Source organism: Microbispora sp. H13382, assembly GCF_014161445.1.
GTDB lineage: Bacteria > Actinomycetota > Actinomycetes > Streptosporangiales > Streptosporangiaceae > Microbispora.
In genome coordinates this window covers 37635-54039 of the sequence record NZ_JABBXA010000024.1, presented here as the reverse complement: position 1 = coordinate 54039, position 16405 = coordinate 37635, and the positions used below count along the sequence as shown (strand labels likewise).

General features: G+C 70.4%; 13 protein-coding genes. 10 read left to right on the top strand and 3 right to left on the bottom strand.

Annotation, left to right across the window (positions count from 1 at the left end):
* Window positions 1-14: 14 nt before the first annotated feature.
* Entirely contained in the window at window positions 15-1022 is a 1008-nt protein-coding gene (locus HHX41_RS34125) for a carboxymuconolactone decarboxylase family protein (protein WP_182909241.1), read from the bottom strand.
* A gap of 197 nt (window positions 1023-1219) precedes the next feature.
* Here HHX41_RS34125 and HHX41_RS34120 point away from each other — a divergent pair, with 197 nt between their 5' ends.
* Window positions 1220-2560 carry a sensor histidine kinase gene (locus tag HHX41_RS34120; protein ID WP_259401516.1) on the top strand — a complete coding sequence of 447 codons (1341 nt, stop codon included), beginning with the start codon at window positions 1220-1222 and terminating at the stop codon, window positions 2558-2560.
* Window positions 2557-3231 (top strand): response regulator transcription factor, encoded by a 675-nt coding sequence (locus tag HHX41_RS34115; protein ID WP_182909240.1) that lies wholly within the window; start codon window positions 2557-2559, stop codon window positions 3229-3231. The genes HHX41_RS34120 and HHX41_RS34115 overlap by 4 nt, the downstream gene beginning before the upstream one ends.
* Window positions 3232-3237: 6 nt before the next feature.
* Here HHX41_RS34115 and metE read toward each other — a convergent pair whose 3' ends face one another.
* Window positions 3238-5511 carry a 5-methyltetrahydropteroyltriglutamate--homocysteine S-methyltransferase gene (metE, locus tag HHX41_RS34110; RefSeq protein WP_182909239.1) on the bottom strand — a complete coding sequence of 758 codons (2274 nt, stop codon included), beginning with the start codon at window positions 5509-5511 and terminating at the stop codon, window positions 3238-3240.
* 232 nt (window positions 5512-5743) lie between these two features.
* Here metE and HHX41_RS34105 point away from each other — a divergent pair, with 232 nt between their 5' ends.
* The 7 genes from HHX41_RS34105 (at window position 5744) to HHX41_RS34080 (ending at window position 14893) form a co-directional block, all read left to right on the top strand.
* The gene (locus HHX41_RS34105; RefSeq protein ID WP_182909238.1) at window positions 5744-6340 is read left to right on the top strand and encodes a TetR/AcrR family transcriptional regulator; all 597 of its coding nucleotides are present in this window, start codon (window positions 5744-5746) and stop codon (window positions 6338-6340) included.
* 2 nt (window positions 6341-6342) lie between these two features.
* The gene (locus HHX41_RS34100) at window positions 6343-7212 is read left to right on the top strand and encodes an NAD(P)-dependent oxidoreductase (protein WP_182909237.1); all 870 of its coding nucleotides are present in this window, start codon (window positions 6343-6345) and stop codon (window positions 7210-7212) included.
* A gap of 1128 nt (window positions 7213-8340) precedes the next feature.
* Window positions 8341-9087, top strand: coding sequence for an arylmalonate decarboxylase (locus HHX41_RS34095; RefSeq protein WP_182909236.1), 747 nt, complete (start codon window positions 8341-8343; stop codon window positions 9085-9087).
* A 180-nt stretch (window positions 9088-9267) separates the two neighbouring features.
* A complete protein-coding gene (locus HHX41_RS34090; protein WP_220504665.1) occupies window positions 9268-12294 on the top strand; it encodes an amino acid adenylation domain-containing protein in 3027 nt (1008 codons plus the stop codon).
* 14 nt (window positions 12295-12308) lie between these two features.
* Complete coding sequence (locus HHX41_RS39930) at window positions 12309-13109, top strand: thioesterase domain-containing protein (RefSeq protein WP_220504664.1); 801 nt, start codon at window positions 12309-12311, stop codon at window positions 13107-13109.
* 30 nt (window positions 13110-13139) lie between these two features.
* Complete coding sequence (locus HHX41_RS34085) at window positions 13140-13364, top strand: tautomerase family protein (protein WP_182909235.1); 225 nt, start codon at window positions 13140-13142, stop codon at window positions 13362-13364.
* Window positions 13365-13666: 302 nt separating this feature from the next.
* On the top strand, window positions 13667-14893 hold the full coding sequence (locus tag HHX41_RS34080; RefSeq protein ID WP_182909234.1) for an MFS transporter: 1227 nt from the start codon (window positions 13667-13669) through the stop codon (window positions 14891-14893).
* A 101-nt stretch (window positions 14894-14994) separates the two neighbouring features.
* Here the strand turns inward: HHX41_RS34080 and HHX41_RS34075 are convergent, their stop codons facing one another.
* Entirely contained in the window at window positions 14995-15336 is a 342-nt protein-coding gene (locus tag HHX41_RS34075) for an MmcQ/YjbR family DNA-binding protein (RefSeq protein ID WP_182909233.1), read from the bottom strand.
* A gap of 174 nt (window positions 15337-15510) precedes the next feature.
* Between HHX41_RS34075 and HHX41_RS34070 the strand changes: the two genes are divergently transcribed.
* Complete coding sequence (locus HHX41_RS34070; RefSeq protein ID WP_220504663.1) at window positions 15511-16020, top strand: SDR family NAD(P)-dependent oxidoreductase; 510 nt, start codon at window positions 15511-15513, stop codon at window positions 16018-16020.
* The last annotated feature ends 385 nt before the right edge of the window (window positions 16021-16405 follow it).

The following is a 16405-nucleotide window of genomic DNA, read 5'->3' as shown; positions in this document are numbered from 1 at the left end:
AGCGCCCCTCGGCGTCAGGAGGTCGCCACGGCGAGGGCGGCCTCGATCCGCCACACGGCGATGATCGCCCCGAGTGCCAGCAGCCGCACGAGGTCGGCGTCGGACCGGCCGCCCCCGGCCTCCCGCCAGGCGGCGACGTCGGCGTCGGTCACCCGGTACGGCGCGAGGGCGGCCAGCAACGCGAGCCGGGCCGCCGGTCGCTCCGCGGGCGCGACCTGCGCAAGCGGGCCGGACGGCCAGCCGGACAGAGCTGGGTGCGCGCCGCCCCAGGCCGCGACGGCCTCCACGACCGCCTCCCTGGCCGTGCCGCCCAGGAGGGAGGCCCCCTCCCCCGCCGTGGCGTGCAACGCGGCGAACGCCGTCCCGGCCGGCGTGCCCGCCCCCCATGCCGGGACCCTGCCCGACGGCAGCCCCCGCAGCAGGGGCAGCGCCTCGCCCGGCGGCAGGCTGCGGCGTACCGTCCTGGCCAGAGCCCTGCCGCCCAGGTTGCGGACGAGCCGGGACCGCTGCAGGCCGGCCGGCAGGAGATCGCCGGTCAGCAGCGACGACACCATCCGGTTGATGAAGTGGAAGGCGAGGGCCGTGCCGACGTGCTCGGCCGCCTGATCCGGCGGGCACGGCGGCGCCTGTCCGGCCGTCGCCGTGCCGGTGGCCCAGGCGAACAGCCGCGCGTGCTCCGGATCGGACGGTGTCTCCCCGCGCGCCACGGTCTCGGCGAGCCGGTGCTCGCCGGTCGCGTGCAGGAGCACGGTGTGCGCGTCCACGCAGAACGGGCACTTGTTGGCGAGAGAGACCCCGGCGGCGACGACCTCCTTGGCCGTCCTCGGAGCCTGCCCGGCGAGCAGCGACTCGCGCAGCACGGCCCAGGTGGGCGCCAGCACGTCCGGAGCCGGAGACAGCGTCATGAACAGCGGCAGGCGGGCCATGCCGAAATCCCGGGCGATCTGGTCGTAGACCTCGGCCACCCTGCCGGTCGCCGCCTGCCTGGGCACCGGGGTCACGTAGCGGTATGGCGTGGGCATCCTGGCCTCCCCATCGGTCGTGCTGTCATGCGGCCCGATCCTGCCGGTCGCCGCCGTCCCGGTCGTCGTACGGCGGAAGGCGTTCCACGCCGCTCCCCGGCACGGCGGGAGGCGGCCGCCGTACTCCGGCGGGAGTAGTGCGGGACCGGTCCGCCGGGAGGAGGCGGCGCGAATCGGTCACGGTTTACGCTTCGCACATGGACGGCGATCGCGGACGGCAGGCCTCCCCCGGCCCACCCGTCTCCCCGGATCAGAAGGCGTCCCCTGGCACCGACGTGGTCGCACCGGCTCCGCCGGACAGCAGGACAGGTGCGCGGCGCCTGTCCGGGACGTACGCCGCGGACGCCGCGATCGCGGGCGTCATGGCGGCGCTGCTCGCGGGCGGGACTCTGCTGCCCGGCGCGCCGAGCGGCCCGGCGCGGGTGGGGGTGGTGGGCTACCTGCTCCTGGTGGGCGGGTCCGCCGCCCTGGCCGTTCGACGGACGGCGCCGGTGACCGCGCTCGTCGTCTCGGCGGCCTGCATGCTGGCCTACGCCGTGCGGGTGCCCCCCGAGACCGCGACCGCCTTCCCCGTGATGATCACCGTCTTCTCCGCCGCGAACGCCGGCCGGCGCGTGTGGGCGGCGTCGGCGAGCGCGGTCTACCTCGCCGGTGTCCTGCTGGTGGAGCTGTCGGACCTCGGCACACGGACCCCGCGCGAGGTGGTGGACCGGGTCGGCCTGCTGCTCGGCTGGTTCGTCGCCGCCAACGTGGCGGGGGTCGTCTCCCGGCAGCGGCGGGCCTACCTGCGCCAGGCCGAGCAGCGCGCCATCGAGGCGGAGCGCACCCGCGAGGAGGCCGCGCTGCGCCGGGCCGGCGAGGAGCGGCTGCGCATCGCCAGGGAGCTGCACGACTCGCTCACCCACAGCATCTCCATCATCAAGGTGCAGGCCGGGGTGGCCGTCCATCTGGCGCGCAAGCGGGGAGAGGACCTGCCGCCCGCGCTGCTGGCCATCCAGGACGCGAGCGCCGACGCCATGCGGGAGCTGCGCGCGACGCTGGAGGTGCTGCGCGAACCCGGCGCCGACGACGCCCCCGGCACGGCCCGGGCCGACCGGATCGGCGAGCTGGTCGAGCGGGCGCGATCGGCGGGCGTGCCCGCGACGCTGGCGGTCACCGGCACGCCCTGCGCCCTGCCGCCCGAGGTCGACCTGGCCGCCTACCGGATCGTGCAGGAGGCGCTCACCAACGTGGCGCGGCACGCGGGCCCCGCCTCGGCGTCCGTGCACGTCGGCTACCGGCCCGGCGCCCTCGTCGTACGCGTCGAGGACGACGGCCGCGGCCTGCCCGACGTGCCGGCCGGCCCGGAGCGGCCCGGCGCGGCCGGCACGGGCGTCGGCCTCACCGGCATGCGGGAGCGGGTGTCCGCGCTCGGCGGGCGGCTCCAGGCCGGTCCGGGGCCGGAGGGCGGTTTCACCGTCCACGCCGAGCTGCCGCTCACGGCCGCGGCGACCGGGTTCGGCGACGGCGTGCTCGCGGTCGAGGAGGGTGCGACGTGATCAGAGTGCTGCTCGTGGACGACCAGGCGCTCATCCGGGCCGGGTTCCGGGCGCTGCTCGACGCCGAGGAGGGCATCGAGGTGGTCGGCGAGGCGGGCGACGGCGGCCAGGGCCTTGCGCTGGCCGAGCGGCACGTGCCCGACGTCGCGCTCGTGGACATCCAGATGCCCGTCATGGACGGCATCGAGACGACCCGCCGCATCGCCGCCGACCCCCGCCTGAGCGCGACGCGCGTAGTGATGCTGACCAACTACGGGCTCGACCGGTACGTGTTCGACGCGCTGCGGGCGGGCGCGAGCGGGTTCCTGCTCAAGGACACCGAACCCGTGGAGCTCCTCCAGGCGATCAGGGTCGCGGCGCGCGGCGACGCCCTGCTGTCCCCGGCCGTCACCCGGACGCTGATCAGCGAGTACGTCTCCCGCCCGCCGGACGCCGTGCCGACGGCCGCCCTCGGGGAGCTCACGAACCGCGAACGGGAGGTCGTCGCCCTGGTCGCGCGCGGCCTCACCAACGAGGAGATCGCCGCGCACATGGTGATCAGCCCGTTCACCGCCAAGACCCACGTCAGCAGGGCGATGACGAAGCTGGGCGCGCGGGACCGCGCCCAGCTCGTCGTCTTCGCCTACGAATCCGGCCTGGTGGTCGCCCGGGGTTCCGTCAAGCCCCGCTGAGCGTGCTCAGGCGTGCCGCGCACGCAGGCGGGCGGCCGATTCGACGACGCCTGCGAGCGCGGCCTCGACCTGCTCGTACGAGCGGGTCTTCAGCCCGCAGTCCGGGTTCACCCAGAGCCGCTCGGCGGGCACCGCCCGCAGCGCCTCCGTGAGCAGGCCCTCCACCTCGTCGGCGCCCGGGACGCGCGGCGAGTGGATGTCGTACACCCCCGGTCCGAGCCCCCGGGAGAAGTCGCCGACCGCCCCGAGCAGCCGCCCCCGCGAGCGTGCCGACTCGATGCTCGTGACGTCGGCGTCGAGGGCGTCGATCGCGGCGAGGATCTGGTCGGCGTCCGAGTAGCACAGGTGCGTGTGGATCTGCGTGCACTCATCCGCGCCCGAGGTGGCCCATCGGTAGGCCGCGACGGCCCACTCCAGGTACGCGTCCTGCTCGGCACGCCGCAGCGGCACCAGTTCCCGCAGGGCCGGCTCGTCGACCTGGATGACGCGGATGCCCGCCTCCTCGAGGTCGCCCACCTCCTCCCGCACGGCGTCGGCGACCTGGAGGACCACCTCGCGCAGCGGCAGGTCGTCGCGGACGAACGACCACGCCACGATCGTCACCGGGCCGGTGAGCATGCCCTTGACCGGCTTGCTCGTGAGCGACTGCGCGTACCGCGCCCAGCGGACGGTGATCGGCTCGGGCCGCCGTACGTCGCCGTGCAGGATGGGCGGGCGGGTGCAGCGCGAGCCGTACGACTGAACCCAGCCGTGCCGGGTGACGGCGAAGCCGTCGAGGTGCTCGGCGAAATACTGCACCATGTCGTTGCGCTCGGCCTCGCCGTGCACGAGGACGTCCAGCCCGAGCCGCTCCTGCAGTGCGATCACCCGCTCGATCTCCGTGCGGAGCATGCCCTCGTACGCCGCCTCGCCGATCTCCCCGGCCGCCAGCGCGGCCCTGGCGCGGCGCAGTTCGCCCGTCTGGGGGAACGAGCCGATCGTGGTGACCGGGAGAATCGGCAGCTTGAGGTGCTCGGCCTGCGCGGCCGCCCGTACGGGGTAGGGAGCGCGGCCCTGCGCGGTCCGGCGTCCGGACGCGTGCGGACGGCCCTGGGCCGCGGGCTGTCCGGGCACATGACGGCGGGGTGCATAAAGGCCGGGTGCATGACGGCCGGGTGCATGACGGCGGGGTGCATGACGGCGGGGTGCGGCGGCGAGCAGGTCCGCCAGCTCGACCACCTCGGCGACCTTCTGCTCGGCGAACGCCAGCCGCTCCCGCAGCGCGGGATCGAGGCCGGTCTCCCGCTCCACGTCGTACGGCACGTGCAGCAGCGAGCACGACGTGCCCACCGCCACCCGGCCGGCGCGCTCCCGTACGGCGAGCAGCGTGGCCAGCGCCCGGTCCCGGTCGGTCCGCCACACGTCGCGGCCCGACACCACACCGGCGACGACCGTCTTGCCGGCCAGCGCGTCCACGCCGTGTGCCGTGCCCCGGACGAGGTCCAGGGCGACGGCCTCGACCGGCGTCGCGGCCAGCACCGGCAGCGCGTCGCCTAGGTCCCCGAAGTAGGAGGCGACCAGCAGCGCGGGCCGGTTCTCCAACCGTCCCAGCCGTCCGTAGGCCGCCTCGACCGCGGCCAGCTCGGCGGGGGTGCGGTCGGCGACCAGGGCGGGCTCGTCCAACTGCACCCAGCCGACGCCCTCCGCGGCCAGTTCGGCGAGCAGCCGCGCGTACACCTCGACGACGTCGTCCAGCCGGTCGAGCGGGGCGAACCCGCCGGGGCTGCCAGGCGTGGCCTGCGCCAGCAGCAGGAACGTCACCGGCCCGACCACCACCGGCCGGGTCTCCAGCCCCAGCGCCCGAGCCTCGCGCACCTCGGCCAGCGGCTTGGCCGCGTCGAGGGAGAAGACCGTCTCCGGGCCGATCTCCGGGACGATGTAGTGGTAGTTGGTGTCGAACCACTTGGTCATGCGCAGCGGGGGGATTCCCTCGGCGCCACGGGCCATCGCGAAGTAGGTCGCCAGGTCGTCGTCCTGCCGGTAACGCTCGGGCACCGCGCCCAGGAGCACCGCCGTGTCGAGGACCTGGTCGTAGTAGGAGAACGTGTTCGACGGCAGCCCCTCCAGGCCCAGCGCGGCGAGCCGCCGCCAGGAGTCCTCCCGCAGACGCCGCGCCGTACTCTCCAGATCTCCCCGGCTCGTGCGCTGCTCCCAGTACGACTCCAGCGCCCGCTTCAACTCCCGATCGGGGCCGATCCTCGGATACCCCAGCACGGTCGACGCGGGAAAAGACGACGTCATCACGACTCCTCGTTCGTCAGGCAGGACGCCCCGCATCCTCCCCGCGCCGGACCCGCTCCCGACCCGATCCATTGCCCGTGCTTATGGATCAGCTCACCGTCACCCTGCTGAACCGCCGGCATCCATAAGCGGGCGCGGGACTTCGCGTCAGTCCGGAAATGAACCGTCCGGTCGCCACGGGACGCACCGCGATACTTGACCTTTCGTTCCACAGAAGCAATAAGATGGGCGCATGGCACGGGCGAGGGAGTTCGACACCGACACGGTGCTCGACCGCGCGGTGGACGTCTTCTGGCGCAAGGGATACGCCGCGGCATCGGTCCAGGACCTGGTCGAGGCCACCGGGATCGGCCGCGGCTCGCTGTATGCGGCCTTCGGCAGCAAGGACGGTCTCTACGAGGCCGCGCTACGCCGCTACGCCGCGCAGGCCACATCCGACATCGCCACCCGCCTGGCGAGCGCGGCCCCGGCCCGCGAAGTCCTCCGCGACCTGCTCATTTGGCTGGTGGAAGAGACGGTCTGCGATCCGGAGCGGCGCGGTTGCCTGATCACCAACACCGCGACCGAGCGACTGCCGCACGATCTGGTGGCCGGTCGCGTGGTCGGCGAGGCGCTCGACCGGAACGCCATGTCCATAACCGCCGTGCTGCGCCGCGCCCGCGAGCGCGGCGAGTTGCCTCCGGACGCCGACGTGACCGCGATGGCCGACCTCGTCATGACGACGATTCAGGGGTTGCGCGTCCAGGGCAAGGCCGGAGCCGACCGGCGCCGGCTGGTGGCGGTGGTCGACCTGGTGCTATCTGTACTGTTCAATAAAGAAAGAGGTTGACTATGGCCACCGTCGCACTGCTGGGCACGGGGATCATGGGCGCGGCAATGGCGCGCAACCTGGCCAAGGCCGGCCTTGAGGTAAGGGTGTGGAACAGGACCGAGGAGAAGGCGCTGCCGCTGCGGAGCGACGGCGCCTTCGTCGCCTCGGACCCGGCCGAGGCCGTATCCGGCGCGGATGTCGTGATCACCATGCTGACCGACGGCGACGCGGTCGGCGAGGCCATGGCCGCCGCCGCTCCCGGGCTGCGGGCCGGACAGGTGTGGGCGCAGATGAGCACGGTCGGTGTGGCCGCCATCGAACGTCTCGACGCCTTCGCCAGGTCGCACGGACTCGTGTTCGTCGACGCGCCCGTGCAGGGCACCCGGCAACCGGCGGAGGCGGGGACCCTGGTCGTCCTCGCCGCCGGACCCGCTGACGAGCGCCTCACCCCCGTCTTCTCCGCGATCGGCAGCAAGACGCTGTGGGTGGGGGAAGTGGGAGCGGCCACCCGGCTCAAGCTCACGACGGTCGGCTTCGGAATCGCACTGACCTCCGTGCTGGCCGAGGCGCTCGCCCTGGCCGAAGGACTTGGCGTGGATCCGGCGCTGTTCGGCCAGGTGATCACAGGGGGGCCGATGGACAGCCCCTACCTCCAGGCGAAGATGAAGGCCGTGATCAGCGGGGACTACTCTCCCAGCTTCACCGTGCGCAACGCCGAGAAGGACACCCGGCTCATCGCCGAGGCCGCCGCGACCGCCGGGATCGCGGTGGACCTGGCCGAGGCGGCCGGTGAACGGTTCCGCCGGGCCGAAGCGCAGGGACACGGGGACGACGACATGGTGGCCGGCTACTTCGCCGGCTTCGCCGCCAGTCCGGCCGCCTCGGCATAACGGCCGCCGCCGAGACCCGGCGGGATGCGTCCCGCGGCCTCTTCTGTTCGCATTTCCGGGCCCGATTCCCGTCATTTACGACGGCGCTTTTGTTCACCATTATTCACTCGTTCAAGCACGACACCGGAGGCCGGCGACGATTGTCGCCGGCCTCCGGTGTTGTCATTCTCACAGCACCGTTCGAAATGAACCGCGGAAGCCGTGCGACGAGCGACACGATCACGGTCACAAGTGATCGGCCGCGCACGCAGCGTATATCCGAAGTCGAATGAGATGACCCATACAGACTTAGCGGAAGTCCTTATTCCGCCGGATGTGCACTCGAATTCCGGCGTTAACCTTAAATGGTTGACCCGGTCCATTGCGCCATGATTGACTCGTTCTCGACGGAATGAGCACGGGGGCTCAAAAGGACGTCAGGCGCCCGCTGGCTCGGTAAAGACGGACGGGGGCCGAGAGAATGCGGCTCCGAAGCCGCCGGGGGTTTTCGCCGTCTCCATGAGAGAGGCGGTTTCCTGCCGAGCCTGTCGCTCGAGCCGCGGACGGGGCTTTCCGACCTACCCCACCGCTTGATCAGTGAGGAGCACACTCAGCATGACAGGCAGGCCACTAGGCACGGCGGCGGGGGCTCGCCGTGACGTTGTCTGGCGTGACCGGTGGTCCACCCGGCGCCGCGTGACACATCGGCGCCGCTCGAACACCTCGGCAGATCCGCGGCACAGGCGGTAGCCGCGGGACGGGACGTCGCGGTCGCGCTGTCCGCCGGCCGGCGTCCGCCCGGCCTACGCCGGGCCGGTGCGTCCCGTTCCTGGTCCAGGTGGGGACGTCACGGCGCTGCGGCCGTCCGTGTCCGTCACACTTCCATTCGCACGAACCGTGACCGTATGCGCGGCCGCATCATGAGCGCGACGGTCCGCCGCCGGTAGACGCGGAAAACCCTGTACCGAGGGCTGAACGCCCCTGCCGAAATGCGATTCGTACGGCGGGAGCGTCCCCGTCCCACGGCGGCCTGCCTCCGGGAAGCTGTTTCCCGCCGCCGCGAAGCCCCCGCAAGCGACCCTCTCATGGCCACGCATGGTGTGAACGCCGTGCACTCTCCGGCCCTGGGCCGACTGAAAGGAGCACAACATGACCGACTCTCTTGGACCTCGTCTGAGGGTGGCCGTCGTCATTCCCTCGACGAACACCTCGGCACAGCCCGAAATGGACGCACTGAGGCCCGCAGGAGTGACCAACCACGTGAGCCGGATGCTGATCGGCGACGACTCGATGGTCGACGAGCCGGGCTTCGACCACGTGATGCACAGCATCAGGAAGTCGACCCACCCCGCGATCGAGAGCGTCGTCACCTGTAATCCGGACTGCCTGATCATCGGTGTCTCACCGGAGAGCTACTGGGACGGACCGGACAGCCACGACCGCGTCCTGGAGTCGATGCGGTCGGCCGCCGGCGGCCTCCACGTCACGATGAGTCCCGATGCGATCCGGGCCGCGCTGGAGACTTACAGAGTTCGCAGGATCGCGGTCATCACTCCGTACCTGCCGGTGGGTGACGACTCTGTGAGCCGGTTCTTCACGGACAGCGGATACGACCTGGTGAGGATCCAGGGGCTCGGCAGCCCCAGCCCGGCGAAGATCGCCCACGTGTCCGAGAAGCAACTCCGAGACGCGATCAAGGAAGTCGACGGACCGGATGTCGAGGCCATCGTTCAGGTCGGCACGAACGTGGCCATGATGCGCCTGGCTGCGATCGCCGAAGCCTGGATCGACAAGCCGGTCATCTCCAACAACACGGTCCTCTACTGGCATGCCCTCCGGCAGAACGGCATAGCCGACCGCGTTCACGGCGTCGGCTCTCTTCTGTCGGAGCACTAGAGACCCAGCGGTGCGGTCACGCACGGCGATGCAGCGAATCACCGTGTGAACAGCCGAATTCCAGGATTCAGGGGGCTGGAAGCGATGGGCACAAGCAACGTGACGAGGAACGGGAAACCTTCATCTGACGGGGATCGCCACCCGACGCCGACCGGTGCGGGGGCCGAAACACTGCCCGACATGTTCTGGGAGCAGGTGGCGAAACGTCCACAGGATGTGGCGGTCACCGGGGAGGGCTGGGCCCTGACCTACAGGGAACTGGCCCTCCGGAGCGCTCGCCTCGCCGGGCGCCTGCGCGCGCTCGGCGTGACGGCCGACGACGTCGTCGGCATATTCGTCGAGCCGTCCATCGAGATGGCGGTCGGCACCTGGGGCATCCTGTTGGCCGGCTGCGGCTATCTGCCGCTCGCGCCGGAGTATCCGGAGGACCGGATCCGGTACATGATCGAGGATTCGCGATCCACGGTCGTCCTCACGCAGCCTCACCTGCGTGAACGCCTGACGGATCTCATCCTGCCCGGTGTGCGTGTCGTCGCCCTCGACGACGCGCCCGGGTCCGCTGATCCGCAGGAGAGCCCGGCGGAGCTCGAACGGCAGGATCATCCGGACGGCTTCGGCGGGGAGAGCCTCGCCTACGTCATCTACACCTCCGGGACCACCGGCCGCCCGAAGGGTGTGGCGGTGGAGCACCGCAGCATCGTCAGCCAGATGTCGTGGCTGAAGAGCATTCATGGCATCGACGAGGAGAAGACCGTCCTGCGGAAGACGCCGATGAGTTTCGACGCGGCGCAGTGGGAGATCCTCGCCGTGGCGTGCGGCAGCCGGGTCGTCATGGGTCCACCGGATGTGTACCGCGACCCGGCAGGGCTGATCGAGACGATCGCCTTCCACGGCGTGACCACCCTGCAGTGCGTTCCGACGTTGCTGCAGGCGCTGGTCGACGACGAGCTGTTCCAGCGATGCACGTCCCTGCAGCAGGTCTTCAGCGGTGGCGAGGCACTGTCGAAGAAACTCGCGCTTCGGTGCCTCGAAGTGCTGCCCGGCTGCGAGCTCGTCAACCTGTACGGGCCCACGGAGTGCACCATCAACGCATCGTCGTATGTGGTGAACGCCCGGACGGCTCAGGACGAGCCGAGCGTGATACCGATCGGAAGACCGGCCCACGGTACGAGCTTCCACATCCTCGACGAGGAACGATCGCCCGTCCCCGCCGGCGGAACCGGTGAGCTCTACATCGGCGGAATCCAGGTGGCACGGGGCTACCTGCACCGTCCCGACCAGACGGCGGAACGCTTCGTCGACCTTCCGCTCGGCGGGGACGGCGAGACCATCCGGTTGTACCGGACGGGTGATCTGGCCAGATGGAGCGAGGACGGTGCGGCGCAGTTCGTCGGCCGCGCCGACAACCAGGTCAAGTTGAGGGGCTACCGCGTCGAGCTCGACGAGGTGCGGTCGGCGATAGAGAACCACGATTGGGTGAAGAGCGCGGCGGTGCTGGTGCGAACCAGCCCCCAGACCGGTCACCAGAGCCTGGTCGCCTGCGTGGAGCTCAACCCGCGGGAAGCCGCCCTCATGGACCAGGGCAACCATGGCGCGCACCACCAGTCCAAGGAGAGCCGGGTCCAGGTCAGGGCCCAACTGGCGAACCTCGGTCTTCGCGAGGATCGGGAGCTCGCCGGCAAGAGGGTCGTGGACATGCCCGGCGGCTCACCGACCTCGGAGCAGCGGCGCCGGGTGTTCGCACGCAAGACGTACCGGTTCTTCGAGGGCGGCCCGATCAGCCGGTCAGACATCCGTCGACTGCTCGAAAGAGCGGTGGGGACCCCGCAGCCGGCGGCGCCCACCGTTCTGACCCGCCCGCAGGTGGGAGAGCTGCTCCGGTACTTCGGGCAGTTCCACAGTCAGGAAAGACTGCTGCCCAAATACGGCTACGCATCCCCCGGAGCCCTGTACGCGACCCAGCTCTACGTGGAGATCCGCGGTACCGGCGATTTCCAGCCCGGTTATTACTACTATCATCCGGCTCGCCATCAGCTGGTTCTCATCCAGCCCGCGCGGGAGACCGGGGAGGGAGGGCTCAGGCTGCATTTCGTCGGCAAGCGGCCGGCGATCGAGTCCGTCTACAGGAACAACGTCCTGGAAGTCCTCGAGTTCGAGACGGGGCACATGCTCGGCCTGTTCGACGAAGTGCTTCCGCAGTTCGGCATGGGCATCGGCGCGGGGGCATACGAGCCCTCGGTGATGAATCACTTGGAATGCGGCGACGGACACCACTACCTCGGCACTTTCGACGTGGTCCCGTATGCGGAAAGGTGCGGCCCGGGACCCGTCGACACATACGTCCAGGTGCTCCCCGGAGGAGTCACCGACATGACCCCCGGACAGTACAAGTACGAGGCGGGTGAGTTCGTTCTCGTCTCGCCGGACCTGATCCTCAAGAAACACGTGATCGCGATCAACCAGCAGGTCTACGAACGCGCGGGCATCGGCATCTCCCTCATCAGCAGGTCCACCCGGGAATGGTCCGCGTACATCGACCTCGGCAGGCGGCTCCAGGTCCTCCAGATGAACGATCTCGGTTTCGGGTTCATGTCCTCCGGCTACAGCTCGAAGACCGGAAACGACCTGCTCTCCGCGAAACGGATAACGGCGATTCTGGACGGCTGCGGCCAGGCGACGGGTCCCTCCTACTTCTTCCTGGGCGGGCGGGTGAGCCGGGAGCAGATCACCAGCGAGGGCATGAAGGAGGACGCGGTCCACACCAAGGGGCCCGCAGAGCTGATCAAGCAGGACATCGCGGGTTTCCTGCCCGACTACATGGTCCCCGGCCGGGTCCTCATCCTCGACCGGCTTCCGCTCTCGGCCAACGGCAAGGTCGATGTCAACGCCCTCGAACGGACGGTCGAGCTGGACTTCGGCACCGCCGAGCGGGTCGTGGTGGCCCCCAGGACGAGAACCGAGGAACGGGTCGCCCGGGCATGGGCCAAGGTGATGAAGTCGGACGACGTGTCAGTGCGCGACGAGTTCTTCGAATGGGGCGGCAATTCCCTGCTCGCCGTAGTCCTCATTCAGGAGATCAATCGTTCCTGCAACGTCTCACTCCCGCTTCAAACGATATTCGAGGAATCGACGATAGAAGGGCTGGCCCGCAGGATCGACTCCGACGAGGTAGCCCCGGTATCGCGCCTGGTGGCGCTGCGAAGCTGAAACGGAGCATTGATATGGAGCACCGTCCGATATTCTGCTGGCCCGGCCTCGGCGGCTATCCGATGAACCTCCGGACGCTGGCGAAGAGCATCGATGGGTCACGGCCGTTCTACGGTATCCAGGCGAAGGGCATCAACGAGGGCGAGACGCCCTACGCGACGATCGGCGAGATGGCCGCGGCGGACGCCGACAGCATCAGACGGGTTCAACCTGTCGGCCCGTACACGCTGTGGGGGTATTCCTTCGGCGCCAGGGTCGCCTTCGAGACCGCCTACCAGCTCGAGCGGTCCGGCGAAACGGTGGATCACCTGTTCCTGATCGCCCCGGGCTCGCCGGTGCTGAGGGAGGCGGCCGACCTGACCGCCACCGGAGAGGACATCTATCGCGACCGGGCGTTCGTGACGATCCTGTTCTCCGTCTTCGCCGGCACCATCAACGGGCCTGTCCTGGAAGAGTGCCTGCGGGCGACAAAGAACAAGCGGACCTTCACGGATTTCATCCTGAGCCGATACGGCGAACTCGACCGCGGCCTGGTGGAGCGCATCATCAGCATCGTCCGCCTGACCTACAGCTTCGAGTACACCTTCCACGAACTGGTGGAGAAGCAGGTGTCCGCCCCCATCACGGTCTTCAAGGCCAGAGGCGACGACTACTCCTTTCTCGAGGGCTGCATCACATCCCTGGCCAACCCACCGGTAGTCGTCGATCTGGAGTCCGACCACTACGGCCTGCTCAAGGACCCGGGCGTGAAGGAGCTGGCCTACCTCATCGGCGAGAGGATGCGGGCGGACGTCCTACGGCGGGAAGCGGTCTGACGCGCCTGCCACACGAAGAAGGAGAAGGGCGTGCCACACGTCAACATCAAGCATTTCCCCGTCACCATGACCCCTGAGCAGCAGACCGCCCTCATGACCACGATCACGCAGGCTCTCGAGAACGCACTGGGATGCGAGGCAGGCGCGGTCTCCATCGCCCTGGAACCGATCGACCCGGAGGAATGGCAGGAAAAGGTGTACGGGCCTGAGATTCGGGACCGCGCCCATCTGCTCTGCAAAACGCCGGACTACTGAGTCCGTCGCATCACCTGGCGCCTCCTGGCCGGGGCGGCCGGCACGGCGACTGCGAACGCGTCGCGCCGGCTCGGCCGCCCCGGCTTCAGGGCGCGCCGGGCGCCACGACCAACCGCGAGGATCGGCCGGCACGCCGGGGTGAATCCGCTCCGGGCCTTCCTGACCGGAGCCGCCGCGCCCTGGGTCGTGCCCGCGCCGACGCGGTGACCGCCACGACATCCCGCGTCTGTGCCGCCGGTGACGAATCGGGCGGGCCCGCCCGCTGACTCTGCCGTGCCCCGACAGCGAAAGACGGAGAACCCATGAACAGCTCTAACACTGGTGAAGCGATCACCTTGTCTCCCGGGCAGGCCACGCTTTCCGCCCGGCTTCCCGTGCTGGGTCTGCTGGCCTTCACAACGGCGGGCTTCCTCGCGATCGTCACCGAGACGATGCCCGCGGGACTGCTCCCGCAGATCGGACGAGGCCTCACCATCTCAGAAGCACTGGCGGGTCAGTTCATCACCCTCTACGCGATCGGTTCCGTGCTGGCGGCGATCCCCGTCATCGCCGCCACCCGCAGCTGGCGCAGACGACCGCTCCTGCTGCTCGCCGTCGGAGGTCTGCTCGTCTTCAACGCGGTGACGGCACTGTCGGGCGACTACGCGGTGACTCTGGCCGCGCGATTCGTCGCGGGCATGGCGGCCGGCGTGGTCTGGGGTGTGCTCGCCGGATACGCCCGGCGCATGGTGCCGCCGCATCTGCAGGGACGTGCACTGGCCGTCGTCGGGGTGGGCCAGCCGATAGCGCTGACCGCCGGAGTTCCGCTGGGCACCTGGCTGGGCTCGATGTTCGACTGGCGCGGCGTCTTCTGGATCATGTCCGCCTTGGCGCTCGTCCTCATCGGCTGGATCCTGATCGCGGTTCCCGACTTCCCCGGGCAGACCGCCGAGAACCGCCGGCCCATCCGGGAGATCTTCATGACCCCGGGTATCCGCTCGGTGCTGGGCGTGATCTTCTTCTGGATCCTGGCGCACAACATCCTGTACACCTATATCGCGCCGTTCCTGGGCAACGCCGGCCTGGGCAACCGGGTCGATCTCATGCTTCTGCTCTTCGGCGCCTCCGCCATCGCGGGAATCTGGATCACCGGCATGTTCGTCGACCGCAGGCTCCGCGCCCTCACCCTGGCCAGCCTCGCGGGCTTCGCCGTCTCCGCTGTGGTGCTGGGAGTCGGCAGCCAGGTTCCGGCTGCGATCGTCGTGGGAGTCGTCGCGTGGGGCCTGACGTTCGGCGGCGCCCCCACCCTGCTGCAGACGGCGATCGCCGACACCGCGGGCGACGGAGCGGACGTCGCGCAGTCGATGCTGGTCACGATCTTCAACCTCGCCGTCGCAGGAGGAGGCGCGGTCGGCGGCGTCCTGCTGGAGACGGCTGGACCGGCGTCGTTCCCCTGGACGCTGTCAGTCCTGGCTCTCATCGCGTTCGTGCTCGTCTGGGCTGCGCGAAGCCACGGTTTCAGGCCCGGCCACCGGGTGACGGCGGCGTAGCGGCCAGCTGGCCGGCAATCAGGGAGGTGACCACGCCATGCGCCGTCACCGGCGCCGTTGTTCGGCACCGCATGGCTCGCCGATGCGACGGGGCTCCGCGGTCAGCCGGCCTCGTACGCGGCGGCCACCCGTTTGGGCACGACCATCCGCCAGGCGTCGACGACGAGCTCCCGCATCTCGGCCTCGTCGATGGCCGCCATCCTGACCCTGACCCAGTGGTAGCGCTCGTCCGAGGGACGGGGCATGAGGAACTTCTCCGGCTCGGAGGCCACGAGGGCGGCCCGCTCCTCCTTGGGGAACCCGAAGCCCATCAGGGTCTCGTCCGGGGAGACGGAGGCGTACACGATGCCTCTGACCCGGAACTTCACATGGTCGCGCACCAGTGCCTCCTCGGTGCGGGGCAGTGCCAGCGCGACCCGCCGTACGTCGTCGACCGTGACCATCAGACGCCTTCCTCGAAGCGGACGGACCCCGTCGTAGCCGGCCATGAGAGATCGAACATCGTCACGGACGAACCCTAGCCACGGCCACCGACATTCCGGTCGGGGTCCCGTCGCGGACGACCGCCCGGGGAAATCCGTGGCCCGGGTCGCTCGGCGAGTGCCAGACTTCTGGCGGTGATCGATCCTCGACTGACGGGCCGGGTGGCACTGGTCACCGGGGCCAACCAGGGCATCGGCGCGGCCACGGCGGTCGCGCTCGCCGCCTGCGGGGTGGCGGTCCTCCTCGCCTACAAGCGCCTCGATCCCGCCGAGCACGCCGGTGATCCGGCCTTCCCCGAGGCGTACGGGAGGCTGCGGGCGCGGGACGCCCAGGAGGTCGTGACCCGGATCCGGCGGGAGGGCGGCCGGGCCGAACACGTGGAGGCCGACCTCGCAGGCGCCGACGCGGTCGGCGGGCTGTTCGACCGGGCGGAGGCGGCCTTCGGCCCGGTCGAGATCCTAGTCAACAATGCCAGCGGCTGGCTGGCCGACACCTTCCTTCCCGACGCCCGGGACCGCTTTGGGCGGGCGCTGCGCCCCGTGGACGCCGACTCTCACGACCGGCAGTTCGCCGTGGACGTGCGCGCACCGGCCCTGCTGATCGCGGAGTTCGCCCGCCGCCACGTGCGGCGCGGCGCCACGTGAGGGCGGATCGTCGGGCTCACCTCCGGCGGGCCTGCGGGATTCCCCGAGGAGGTGTCCTACGGCGCGGCCAAGGCGGCCCAGGAGAACTACACCATGTCGGCCGCCGCCGAACTCGGCCGCTACGGGATCACGGCGAACATGCTGCGCCGGGCGGCGGCCAGGAACATGGGGACGGCGAGGAAGAGCATGTCCCGCGCGCGGCCGGCCTGCTCCACGGTCCAGCCGTCGGCCTGCCCCCGGATGACCGCGCCCGCGGCGTACGCGCCGGGTCGGCCAGGCCGTGGTAGACCTTGTCGGCTCGATAATCGGCCTACGCCGAAGCGTGGCGGCACGCCTCGGCGGGGCCGGCTCTCGCCGCCGGCGCGGATGGCACGCTGCGAAGGCG